The sequence below is a fragment of the Streptomyces sp. 4F14 genome (genome assembly GCF_048159485.1).
GTDB lineage: Bacteria > Actinomycetota > Actinomycetes > Streptomycetales > Streptomycetaceae > Streptomyces.
The window spans coordinates 214365-226580 of record NZ_JBLRVY010000012.1; the positions used below are offsets into that span (position 1 = coordinate 214365).

Below are 12216 nucleotides of genomic sequence, written 5' to 3' on the forward strand. Positions count from 1 at the left end.
TCAGCCCTTCGTGGAACCGGCGGTGACGCCTTCGGCGATGTGACGCTGGAACAGGAGGTAGAGCAGCAGCATCGGTACGGCGGCGATCAGGACGCCGGCGGCGAACGTGGGGATGTCGTCCGCGTACTGGCCGCGCAGCGAGGTGACGCCGACCATCAGGGTGCGGTGCTCGGCCGACGGCATGATCAGCAGGGCGATGAGGACGTCGTTCCAGCAGAACAGCGCGTTCAGGACGCCCGCGGAGACCAGGGCGGGGGCGCCGAGCGGCAGCATGATCCGCCGGTGGACGCCGAAGAGGGTGTTGCCGTCGACCCGGGCCGCGTCGACGATCTCGGCCGGGACGTGCGCGTAGTAGCTCGCCATCAGGAAGACGGTGAAAGGAAGGAACTGCGCGACGTAGGCGAGGACCAGCCCGGCGTGGGTGTCGACGAGCCGCAGGTCGGCCATGGTCCGGGCGAGCGGCACCATGATGACCTGGAACGGCACGAACAGGGCCGCGAGGCAGCCGAGGAACAGCACCCGCGACCCCCGGAAGCTCAGCCTGCCCAGGGCGAACCCGGCCGCCGACCCGATCAGCAGGAGCAGGGCGACCGCGCACGTCACGACGGTGAGCGAGGTGACGAAGTAGCGGGCCATTCCCGCGCTGTCCCACGCGGTGGCGAGGTTGTCGGGCCGCGGGGAGCCGGTGAGGGCGAAGCGATCGAGGACGTACGCGTGGCGGGTCTTCAGCGCCACGTTCGTGGTGAACACCAGCGGATAGACGGTGGCCAGCGCGAGCGCCGCCATCGCGCCCGCGACCAGCCATCTGCCCGCCCTCGGAGCGGGCATCACTCGGCCCCGCCGGACCGGCGGAGCACGCCGATCTGGAGCAGGCCCACGACCACCATGACGAGGAAGAGGACGGTGGAGGCGGCCGAGGCGAGCGCGGGGCGGTTCATCTGGCCCTGCTGGATCCAGATGTAGTACTCCGGCAGGTAGGTGGAGCCCCCGGGGCCGCCGCCGGTCATCACGTAGAGCAGTCCGAACATCGACGTGAGCATTCCGATCATCGTGGTCACGAAGACGAACTGGATGGTCCGGGACAGGCCGGGGACGATGACGTGCCAGATGATCCGGGGCAGCGAGGCGCCGTCGATCCGCGCGGCGTCGAGCAGCGAGGAGTCGAGGGTGGCGAACCCGGCGAGGAACACCACCAGCGCCATCCCGAAGGTCGCCCAGACATGGACGCCGACGACCGTGTAGATCGCGATGTCCGGATCGCCGAGCCAGTCGACCGGGCCGAGCCCGAGGGTGCCGAGCAGCCTGTTGACGGGGCCGTCGAAGGCCAGCAGGAGGTTGAAGACCGCGCCGACGATCACCGGCGACAGCACGGCGGGGAAGAAGTAGACGCCCCGGTAGAGCCGGTGCCCCGGGACGCGCAGGTGGATGAAGGTCGCGAGGAGCCCGGGGACGGCGACCGCCACCGGGAGCAGCAGCACCAGCAGGCCCGTGTTGCGCAGGGCGCGGCGGAAGAGGGGGTCGTCGAAGAGGGCGGTGTAGTTGTCCGGTCCGACGGAGGTTCCGTCGAGTTCGCCGTCCCCGGTGAAGGAGAAGTTGACGCCGAGGACGAGCGGGTAGAGCCGCAGGGCGACGACGACCAGCACGGCCGGGGCGACGAGGACGTACGGGGCGAGGCGGTCCGCGCTCGGACGGCGGGACGCGCCCCTTCGCGCCGCCGGCGTGCTGTCGAACGGCACCCGCTCAGCCCTCCCGGTCCGAGACGGCGAGCTGCCTCAGCGCCTCGTCGACGGTGACCGACCCGCTCAGCAGCTGCTGGGACAGCCGCCCCATCAGATCGAGGGTCCGGGAGGAGAGCGCCACGTGCAGGGCGGGTTCGCCGCTCTCGATCTCGGAGAGGATCGCGGAGACGGCCGGGCCGTCCTTCGGTACGTCGATGGAGGTGTCGGAGACGATGGCGCCCGCGTCGGCGTGGAAGGCCGCCAGCGCGTCCCGTGAGGTGAGCGAGCGGACCAGGTCGGCGGCGAGCACGGGATCGGGGGTCCACTTGGCGACCGCGTAGCCGATGCCGCCGTCGTAGGGGAGGCTCGGTGTCGCCCCGGCGGTGATGACCGGGGCCCGCATGACGCCGATGTCGTCGGGGGCGAGGAACTCGGCGAAGTCCTTCCAGTGCCCGACGTCCGACATCAGCCCGATGACGTGGGCGGCCTTGCCGGAGGAGAAGAGGGCGAAGGCGTCGTTGAACAGGGCGGTCGAGTTGGCGCCCTTGTTGTCGAGGCCGGCGGCGTCGGTCTCCTTCCACAGCTCGAAGATCCGTTTCACGTGCGGGGACGTCCAGTCGCGTCTCCCGGCGATCCAGTCGTCGTACTCCCGGTCGGTGAGGGCGCCGGAGCCGAGTCCGGACAGGAAGAACTGGATGCCGGCGCCTTCCTTGTTGCCGAGCGCGACGCAGGCGGTACCGGTCTTCTTCCTGAGGGTCGCGCAGGCGTCGAGGAACGCGCTCCAGGTCGCGGGCGGCCTGTCGGGGTCGAGGCCCGCTTGTTCGTACAGCTTCTTGTCGTAGTAGATCGGGTGGCCCTGGAGGGTGACCGGTGCGGCGTAGGTCCTGCCGCCCTCGCGGAACGCGTCCCAGCCCGTCAGGCGGTCCCGGTCCCCGGCGACGTAGGGGTCCAGGGGGACGAGCGCGTCGGTGCGGTCGCGGATCCGGCCGCCGCCGTTGAAGAGCATGACGTCCGGTCCCCGGCCCGCCTGGATGGCCGTGCCGAGGAGGGTGTAGTACTGGTCGAACGGCTGGGCCACGAACTCGACGGTGACGCCGGGGTGTCGCTTCGCGAAGCCGGCCTTCGCCCGGTCGAGGTAGGCGGCCGTGGCGTCGTCCCCCGACTTCCAGTCCCAGACCACCAGCTTCTTCGTGCCGCCGCCGGACGGCGAGGCGGGCCCCGAGGCGCTCCCGCAGCCGGCCAGCGCGGCGGCGGCCAGCAGGAGGGCCGCCCATCGGGTACGCCGCCTCATCGCGAACTCCCCTTGCGCGGACCGGCGTTCGCGATGACGGTCTGGGCGCCGGCGGGCCAGTTGCCGCCCGTGACCGTGACGTTGCCGCGGACGACGTTGCCCCGGTCACCATTCGTGATGTTGGTGCTGCCGTTGGTCGACCAGTTGTCGGTGACCGTCCAGGCGCCCATGTTCTCGCCGCCCCAGTAGTTGGCGGTGGCCCAGGTCCCGGTGGCGGACAGGACGTTGCGGGTGGCGGTGTAGTAGCGGGAGCCCTCGTCGAAGTAGAGGCCGAAGTAGCCGTTGGTGCGCTGGCAGTGGTTGTCGCTGATCACGGCGTTCGGGTTCCAGCCGAGGGTGTAGATGCAGCCGCCGTCGTTCATCTGCCGCATGACGTCGTGGATGTGGTTGCCGACGAGGCGGTTGCCGGACGCGGTGGTCGGGGTCGTGTACCGGGGCTGGTGGTCGTACAGGCCGCGGCCCGCGTAGTGGTCGCTGCCGCCGGCGTCGTTGCTGCCCCAGCCGTAGCCGATGGACATGCCGGAGTACGGCATGTTGTAGACCTCGTTGTGGGAGACGTCCGTGGTCGTGACGTAGGTGGTCAGGACCGACACGACGCCCCGGTACTCCAGGCCGAGGTCGTGGATGCGGTTGTCGCTGACGGTGATGTTCCGGTTGGTCATCCGCCGGTCGCCGGGGTGGTGCGCGTCGGCGCGGACTCCGCCTACGACGATGCCGCCCGCGGAGTTGCGGGCGATCTCGGAGCGGGTGACGGTGATGTCGCTCGCGCCGAGGCCGACGCCGCTGGTGTGGGCGTTCGCGTCGTTGCCGATGCCGATGGCGGTCTGGCCCAGGTTGACGAACGCGCTGTCGCCGAAGGTGATGCCGCGGGCGGCGGAGACCTGTACGGCGGCGGGCATCTGCCTCCAGTGCGGGCGGGCCGCCTCGAACTGACGGCAGCCGTTCTGGCAGGACGTCAGCCGGTCGGCGGGCCAGTTCCAGTCGCCCGCGAGGTAGGCGCCGGTCTGCTGGTCGGCGTATCCCTGGTCGCCGCTGGGGCCGAGCCAGCTGGTGCCGGTGAACGTGATCCCGCTGAAGGTGATGTCGTGCGCGGGCGCGTCGAGGGTGCCGCCGATGTTCACCAGCGACTGGAGCCCGGGCAGTTCCACGCGGGCGGTGCGCATGTCCTGTCCGGGGAGCGGGATGTAGGAGAGCGTGCCGGTGCCGGGGTCGACGTACCACTCGCCCGGGGAGTCGAGGAAGGCGTACGCGTTGGCCAGGTAGAAGGGGCCGGCGCGGTGCGGGGCGGTGAGGGTGTCGTAGCCGAAGGTGTTGTTGTTCCAGGCGGGTTGACGCATCGTGATGGTGTTCCCGCGGATGCCCTGCACGGGTGAGTAGCGGTCGGTGAAGGAGTTGACGCTCTCCACCTCGATGCGGTTCTGGCCCGGCAGGTTGTCGAGGTAGCCGAGGGCGGGGTCGGAGAAGGTCATGCCCGTGCTGGTGAAGGTGAACGAGGAGCGGTTGACCTGGGTCCGTGCGCGGGTGGCGATCGCGCCGTCGACGTACAGCTGGCGGGTGTCGCTGCCGGCCCCGACGTCCGCGCGCCAGATGTTCTTCCCGGCGTCGGCGAGCGTCCAGCCGGTGACCGGGCGGGCGCCGCTGAGCGCGGGGTGCGCGGAGGGGGCGGCCCGCCACACGACACGGTGGCCGTTGTTGCCGGAGTCGGCGGCGGTCATCCGCAGCGGTGCCGTCAACCGGTAGACCCCGTCGGCGAGTTCGACGACGATGTCGTCCTGCATCGTCGTACTGCGTGCGCGCACCGACGTCTGCGCGGTGGACAGCGAGCACGGCTGGGCGGTCGAGCAGGCGGTGCCCGTGCCGGACGGGGAGACGTACAGGGTGGTCGTGGCAGCGGGGGCCGGGGCGGTCAGCACCGCGGTCGCCGACAGGGCCAGCACCGCGAGGAGCGAGGGTGCGAACACGGGATCTCCTTGTCGTGGGATGGATCCGGCGAACGCCCCTGCCTAGGCAGACCTCAGTGCACCACATGAATCATGTACATGCAACAAGATGGATGCGACTCATCGGGACGCGATCCCTTGACTGTGCCGAGTGGGAGCGCTTCCATGGGGGTCGTTTGAGTATCCACTCGATCGAGATGAGTCGGACTCATCCGAGCTTCACGCGAAACCCCTGTGCATGGCGAACCCCCCACAACACCAGTGGAGTGCGTGATGGTGAGGTACAGATCCTTCTTACGGTCCGTCGTGGCCGCAACCCTTCTGGCCGTGGTGGCGAGCGGCACGGCGTACGGCGCCGCCCCGCCCCCGGCGTCCGCCGGCGCTCTCGCGCCGAGCCCCGGATGCGGTGCCGCCCCGACACTGGCCAGCGGCACCCACACGATCCGGAGCAGCGGCAAGAACCGCAGCTTCACCCTCAAGGTCCCGGACAACTACGACCGGAACCGCCCCTACCGGCTGGCGTTCGGCTTCCACTGGTGGGGCGGCACCGCGAACGACGTCGCCTCCGGCGGGAGCGACGGCTACCCCTGGGCCTACTACGGCATGCTGTCCCAGGCGAACAACTCCACGATCTTCGTCGCGCCCCAGGGCCTCGACAACGCCTGGGCGAACACCAACGGGGAGGACGTGACCTTCATCGACGACATGCTCAGGGCGCTCGGCCGGGGCCTGTGCGTCGACACCGCGCAGGTGTTCTCCGTGGGCTTCAGCTACGGCGGCGCGATGAGCTACTCGCTCGCCTGCTCCCGCCCGTCCGCGTTCCGCGCGGTCGCCGCCATCGCCGCCCCGGGGCCGATCAGCGGGTGCGGCGGCGGCACGCAGCCCGTGGCGTACCTGGGGATCCACGGCATCTCCGACAGCATCCAGAACGGCCGGGCGCTGCGGGACAGGTTCGTCCGCAACAACGGCTGCGCACCGCAGAACCCGCCCGAGCCGGCCCGGGGCAGCCTGACCCACACACTCACCGCCTACTCCGGGTGCCAGAGCGGCCGCCCGGTCGTCTGGGCCGCGTTCGACGGCGGCCACCAGCAGGGCCCCGTGGACGGGTGCGCCGGCTGCGAGAGCGGCGCCCGGAGCTGGGTCAAGGCAGAGTTGTGGCGGTTCTTCACGGCGCAGCGCTGATCCGTAGGCCACAGGAAGGCGGGAGGACCCCGATGTCCGATCTGACGCGACGGCAGGCGATGCGGCTGGGCGCGGCCGGTGCCGTGCTGGGCCAGGCCGGATGGACGGCGGTCCCCCGCGCGGACGCGGCCCCGCCGCGCGAAGTGCGCGCGGCGGGTGACCTGGCCCTGTGGTACGACGAGCCGGCCGGCGCGCAGTGGCTGCGCGCCCTGCCGGTCGGCAACGGCCGCCTCGGCGCGATGGTGTTCGGCAACACCGACACGGAACGCCTCCAGCTCAACGAGGACACGGTCTGGGCCGGCGGCCCCCACACCTACGACAACCCGCGCGGCGCCGCCGCCCTCGGCCGGATCCGGCAACTGGTCTTCGCCGACCAGTGGAAGCAGGCCCAGGACCTGATCGACCAGACGATGCTGGGCAGCCCGGCGGCCCAGTTGGCGTACCAGCCCGTCGGCGACCTGCGGCTGACCTTCCCCGGCGGGGGCGCGGTGTCCGGGTACGAGCGCCTGCTCGACCTCACCACCGCCACGGCGGCCGTCACCTGCACCGCGAACAACGTGCGGTACCGGCGCGAGGTGTTCGCCAGCGCGCCGGACCAGGTGATCGTCCTGCGGCTGACCGCCCAGACCCCCGGCGCGGTCACGTTCTCGGCCACCTTCACCAGCCCGCAGCGCACGTCGGTGTCCAGCCCGGACGGGACGACGGTCGCGCTGGACGGCGTCTCCGGCGACATGCGGGGCATCGCGGGCACGGTCAGGTTCCGCGCGCTGGCCAGGGCGGCGGCGCAGGGCGGTACCGTCACGAGTTCCGGTGGCACGCTGCGGGTCACCGGCGCGGACAGCGTGACGGTGCTGGTGTCGATCGGCACCGGCTACGTCGACTACCGGACCGTGGACGGCGACCACCAGCGCATCGCCCGTACCCACCTCGACGCCGCCCAGGGCGTCCCGTACGACACCCTCCGCGCCCGCCATGTGGCGGACCACCAGGCGTTGTTCGGCCGGGTCGCGCTGGACGTCGGCCGGACGGCGGCGGCCGACCAGCCGACGGACGTCCGCATCGCCCGGCACAACGCGGTAGACGACCCGCAGTTCTCGGCGCTGCTGTTCCAGTACGGCCGGTACCTGCTGATCGCGTCGTCGCGGCCCGGTACGCAGCCGGCGAACCTCCAGGGCATCTGGAACGACCAGCTGACCCCGTCCTGGGACTCGAAGTACACGATCAACGCGAATCTGCCGATGAACTACTGGCCCGCCGACACCACCAACCTCGCCGAGTGCCTCGCGCCCGTGTTCGCGATGATCGGCGACCTCACGGCCACCGGGGCCCGTACCGCGCAGGCGCAGTACGGCGCCCGGGGCTGGGTCACGCACCACAACACCGACGCGTGGCGGGGCACTTCGGTCGTCGACGGCGCGGTGTGGGGCATGTGGCAGACCGGCGGCGCCTGGCTGGCGTCGCTGATCTGGGACCACTACCGGTTCACCGGCGACGTCGAGTTCCTGCGGCGCAACTACCCGGCGCTGAAGGGCGCGGCGCAGTTCTTCCTCGACACGCTGGTGCCCCACCCCACCCTGGGCCACCTGGTCACCAACCCGTCGAACTCGCCGGAGCTGACCCATCATCCGGACGTCAGCGTGTGCGCGGGCCCGACGATGGACTCGCAGATCCTGCGCTCCCTGTTCGACGGGTGCGCGTCCGCGAGCGAGGTCCTCGGGACCGACGCCGCGTTCCGCGACCAGGTCCGCGCGGCCCGGCAGCGGCTGGCCCCGATGAAGGTCGGCTCGCGCGGCAACATCCAGGAGTGGCTGCACGACTGGGTGGAGACCGAGCGCAACCACCGGCACATCTCCCATCTGTACGGCCTGCACCCCGGCGACCAGATCACCAAGCGCGGGACGCCCCAGCTGTTCGAGGCGGCCCGCCGGACCCTGGAGCTGCGCGGCGACGCGGGGACCGGCTGGTCGCTCGCCTGGAAGATCAACTACTGGGCGCGGATGGAGGAGGGCGCGCGGGCCCACAAGCTCCTGCGGGACCTCGTGACCACGGACCGGCTCGCGCCCAACATGTTCGACCTGCACCCGCCGTTCCAGATCGACGGGAACTTCGGGGCGACCTCGGGGATCGCGGAGATGCTGCTCCAGAGCCACCACGGCGAACTGCACGTACTGCCCGCGCTGCCGCCCGCCTGGCAGGCCGGGAGCGTCACGGGGCTGCGCGGCCGGGGCGGCTGCACGGTCGGCGCGGTGTGGCGGGGCGGCCGTCCCGCCGAACTGTCCGTCACCCCCGACCGCACCGGCACCCTCCGGGTCCGCAGCCGTCTGTTCACCGGCGCCCACGACGTGCGCGACACGACGAGCGGCGAGCAGGTGCGGCCGGCGAGGCCCGAGGCGGACCTGATCGAGTTCACGGGCCAGGCCGGGCACACCTACCGCGCGACTGGGTAGGGGTCAGGGCAGCTCCCGGATCCGGATGTTACGGAAGGACACGTCGTCGCCGTCGCCGTGGTTCTGGACGCCGATGTGCCCGGAGGTCAGGGAGCGTGCCGGGTCGGTGTCGGTGAAGTCGTTGACCTTGGCGCCGTTCAGGAGCACCTGGACGCGTTCGCCGGTCACCAGCGCCTCGAAGGTGTTCCACTCGCCGGGCGGCAGGGTGCCGATCACGCCGGTGACCCCGTCGGCGGTGGTGCGGCGCAGGACGCCGCCCCGGGCGGTGTGCAGGACCGAGCGGTCCGGCAGCACGGCCAGGGACATGGGTTCGCCCACTTCGCCGACGCCTCTGACCGGTTCGACCTGCTGGAAGTCGGCGGGGTTCACCGGGTGCGCCGAGGCGGGGGCGGTGAACGCCGGGACGGCGAGGGTCGCCGCGGTCAGGGCGGCCACGGCCGTCAGGCGGCTTGCGATCGGTCTTCTCACGGCATCGGCTCCGTGGCATCGGCATGTATGCGACTCATCGATACGGCGGGATGCGCCAAATCCCCACTACAGAAGGGGTTGACCGGGGATGGTCAAAGGCGGGGAGAGATCGATGTATCTGACTCATCTTTCGATCTCGGCCGGTGCTGTAGCATTTTTCGCCATGGTGGAAGCGACAGCGAGCGGCGCCGCCGGGCCGGTGGGCTCGTACCGGCCGGGATACGAGGTGACCGCCGAGCGGATCCTCCAGCTCATCGCCGAGTCGGGGCTGCGGCCCGGCGACCGGATGCCCACCGAGAAGGAGTTGGCCGAGCGGCTGGACGCCAGTCGCAGCGTGGTCCGCGAGGCCGTCAAGATCCTCTCGGCGATCGGGCGGGTCCGGGCGCACAAGGGCCGGGGCCTCTACGTCGCCGACGACGACGGGATGCTGGGCTCCTCCCGCTGGGGCGGCTTCTTCCTCCCCACCGACCTCGACCATGTCTACATGCTGTTCGAGTTCCGCCACATCCAGGAGACCGCCGCGAGCCGCCTCGCGGCGACCCACGCGACACCGGCCGAACTACGGGCGATCGAAACCGCCGTCGACACCTGCCGCCAGGGCCACCTCACCGGTCAGGCCGCCCTCTTCGACCGCGGCGACGACGACTTCCACCTCGCCGTCGCCCTCGCCTCCCACAACCAGTTCCTGGTCGCCTCGGTCCGCGAATCCCGCCGCCTGCAACGCCAGTCCAGCACGATCGGCCTGCACGGCACAGTGGGCGGACACGCGGCGGAGGCCGTCGAGGAGCACGCCGCGATCTACCGCGCGATCCGCGACGGCCGCCCCGAGGAGGCGGCCCGGGCGGCGGCCGTGCACCTCGACAACACGCTGGAGGACTACCGGCGGGAGATCCAGCGCCGCGTGTTCGGGTGACTCACGGGCCGGGTGTCAGGCCGGCTGCCCGTACTGGATGCCCCGGCCGTTCGTGGCCAGGTACACCGCGCCCGGGACGCGGGGGTCGCCGGTGATGGATTCGCCGAGCCAACCCCACTGGTGCTGGTCGTCGTTGATGCGGCGCCAGGTTGTGCCGGTGTCGTCGGAGCGGTAGACGCCGGTGACGCCGTCGACCGTGGCGACGTGGTAGATCGAGGGGTAGGCGGACGCGTCGGGTGCCGCGCCGAAGCCGAGGGTGTAGGACGCCTCGCAGCTCGTGATCTTCGTGAAGGATCTACCGCCGTCGGTGGAGCGGTGGAGCCCGCCCGCCTTGGTGCTGAGCCACAGGTCGCCGGTGCGGCCGGGTGCCGCGGTCAGTTTGAAGCCGGCCTCGCCGGAGGGGAGGCCGGTGGCTCGTTCCGCGAAGGTCGCGCCCTTGTCGTCGCTGGCGAACAGTGTTCCCGTGCCGGTGTCGAAGGCGTAGAGGACGGCCGCGTTCTCCGGGTCCGCCACCGGAGTGGCGCCGCTGGGGAAGGTGGGGATCTCCGACCAGGTCGCACCGTTGTCCGTTGAGCGCTGCGTCGCCTGCTTCGCGCCGAAGGACCACAGCAGCACGCTGCCGTCGGCGGTGGTGGCGATCGGCCCCGACGCGTCCTTGGCGGCGGCCGGCTGGGAGCCGAAGGGGGTCCAGGTCTGTCCGCCGTCGTTCGAGTGGGCGCCGTTGCCGTCGTCGCCGACGCCCGTGCGCACCACGTACGACGGTTCGGCGGCGGCCTGTGCGAGGCCGGTCGCCGTGACGAAGACCGGGTTGGTGGCGAGGCCGCCGGACGGGGACGCCGTCAGCTGGTCGTGGTACAGGGTCCCGATGTCCCGTGAACCGCTGAGCAGGTGCGCCTGGCCGGTGGGGGGCGAGACCAGGAAGAGGACCGCCGTCTCCTCCAGGCCGCGGATCTGCGGGGCCCAGTTCTTCAGGTCTCGGGTCCCGTAGAGGGTGGCGCCGGTGCCGTAGACGATGTGCTGCGAGTCGTACGGGTCGATGGCGACCATCTGGATCCACCAGCCGAACGTCGGCTTGTCCTTGCCCCACTTGAGGAAGGGGGTCTCCGACACGTCGAAGCTCGCCTCTTCCTTGAGCGAGGTCCAGGTCCGGCCTCCGTCGGTGGTGCGGAACAGGGTCTCGCCCGCCGACCAGCGGTTGTTGGTGGAGACGACGACGGTGCCGACGCGCTGGGGGTCGACGGCGGCCCCACCGTACGCGAAGGTGTCGGAGCTTGAGGGCTTCACGGGGGTGACGTCGGTCCAGGTGCCGGTGCCGACGGCCAGTTTGTGCACGCTTCCGTCGGACTGGCCGTTGGGGCCGGGGGCGTTCGCGTACGTCACGTACAGCTCGCCGGCGCCGCTGTCGTACGCGGCCCGCATCGGCATCTTGGCCGCCTGTCCGGCCGGCTGGCCGGGGACGGGCGTCCAGGTGGTGCCGTCGCTGGTGCGGTACAGGGTGACCGCGGTCGAGGTGCCGTCTCCGTCGCCCCAGCCGGCGTACAGGTCGCGGCCGGCGGCGGCGAGGAGGGTGACGCCCTGGCCGGTGGCGCTCGGCGTGGGCGGGAACCCCGGCGCGGCGGACCAGGTCGCGCCCCGGTCCTTCGACGTGAGGAGGCCGTCGTGCCGGGTGCCCAGCCACAGGGTGTCACTGTTGCGCGGGTCCACGAGGAGGCGCTCCCCCGTGCCCCGGCCGTCCTCGTTGGAACCGAGTTTCACGGCGAGGTCGGTGCGGGTCCAGGTCGCCCCGCGGTCCTCGGAGCGCAGGATCGCGCCGTTGCCCGCCCAGGGCTGGGAGTACGTGCCGACGGCCAGGTAGAGGCGGTCCGGCGCGGCGGGGTCGATGGCCAGCGACTCGACGCCCAGGAGGTTCTGGTCGTCCTGGCTGATCCAGTCCAGCAGAGGGATCCAGCGGGCCTCGGTGTCGTCCCAGCGGTAGGCGCCGCCCATGTCGGTACGGGCGTAGGCGAGTCCTCGTACGGCGGGATGGAAGACCACGCCCGTCACGAATCCGGTGCCGCCGATGACCGCGTTCCGCCAGGTGTACGGCTGTGTGGCGGGCGCGGACCCGGCGGCCCGGGCCGCTCCGGTCAGGGGCGGGAGACCGATGAGCGCGACCCCGGCGGCGGTCCCGGCGAGGAGGGCACGCCGGCTCGGATCGGACGTGTGCATGTCGTACCTCGATCTGTGGAGCGGGGGCCGGTCGCGGTGAGCGCCATCG

9 protein-coding genes are annotated in these 12216 nt (G+C 71.6%); 3 read left to right on the forward strand and 6 right to left on the reverse strand.

The annotated features are described in order from the left end of the window. The 4 genes from ACLZOT_RS22655 to ACLZOT_RS22670 are packed head-to-tail and all read right to left on the reverse strand — an operon-like array spanning position 1 to position 4970. On the reverse strand, positions 1-828 hold the full coding sequence (locus ACLZOT_RS22655) for a carbohydrate ABC transporter permease (RefSeq protein WP_416970831.1): 828 nt from the start codon (positions 826-828) through the stop codon (positions 1-3). Then, the gene (locus ACLZOT_RS22660) at positions 828-1736 is read right to left on the reverse strand and encodes a carbohydrate ABC transporter permease (protein ID WP_416970832.1); all 909 of its coding nucleotides are present in this window, start codon (positions 1734-1736) and stop codon (positions 828-830) included. Before ACLZOT_RS22660 ends, ACLZOT_RS22655 begins: the two co-directional genes overlap by 1 nt. A 4-nt stretch (positions 1737-1740) precedes the next feature. After that, entirely contained in the window at positions 1741-3009 is a 1269-nt protein-coding gene (locus tag ACLZOT_RS22665; RefSeq protein ID WP_416970833.1) for an ABC transporter substrate-binding protein, read from the reverse strand. Next, positions 3006-4970: a right-handed parallel beta-helix repeat-containing protein gene (locus ACLZOT_RS22670; protein WP_416970834.1), complete on the reverse strand. Its 1965-nt coding sequence runs from the start codon at positions 4968-4970 to the stop codon at positions 3006-3008. The genes ACLZOT_RS22665 and ACLZOT_RS22670 overlap by 4 nt, the downstream gene beginning before the upstream one ends. 285 nt (positions 4971-5255) lie before the next feature. Here ACLZOT_RS22670 and ACLZOT_RS22675 point away from each other — a divergent pair, with 285 nt between their 5' ends. Both ACLZOT_RS22675 and ACLZOT_RS22680 read left to right on the forward strand, forming a co-directional pair. Next, a complete protein-coding gene (locus tag ACLZOT_RS22675; protein WP_416970835.1) occupies positions 5256-6131 on the forward strand; it encodes an alpha/beta hydrolase family esterase in 876 nt (291 codons plus the stop codon). 32 nt (positions 6132-6163) lie between these two features. Then, positions 6164-8578: a glycosyl hydrolase family 95 catalytic domain-containing protein gene (locus ACLZOT_RS22680; protein ID WP_416970836.1), complete on the forward strand. Its 2415-nt coding sequence runs from the start codon at positions 6164-6166 to the stop codon at positions 8576-8578. Between the two features lie 3 nt (positions 8579-8581). On the opposite strand, the gene ACLZOT_RS22685 is transcribed toward ACLZOT_RS22680, so the two are convergent. After that, entirely contained in the window at positions 8582-9046 is a 465-nt protein-coding gene (locus tag ACLZOT_RS22685; protein WP_416970837.1) for a family 16 glycoside hydrolase, read from the reverse strand. 163 nt (positions 9047-9209) lie between these two features. On the opposite strand from ACLZOT_RS22685, the gene ACLZOT_RS22690 reads away from it, so the two are divergent. After that, positions 9210-9959 (forward strand): FadR/GntR family transcriptional regulator, encoded by a 750-nt coding sequence (locus ACLZOT_RS22690; RefSeq protein WP_416970838.1) that lies wholly within the window; start codon positions 9210-9212, stop codon positions 9957-9959. Between the two features lie 15 nt (positions 9960-9974). On the opposite strand, the gene ACLZOT_RS22695 is transcribed toward ACLZOT_RS22690, so the two are convergent. Next, positions 9975-12167 carry a 1,4-beta-glucanase gene (locus ACLZOT_RS22695; RefSeq protein ID WP_416970839.1) on the reverse strand — a complete coding sequence of 731 codons (2193 nt, stop codon included), beginning with the start codon at positions 12165-12167 and terminating at the stop codon, positions 9975-9977. Positions 12168-12216 lie beyond the last annotated feature (49 nt).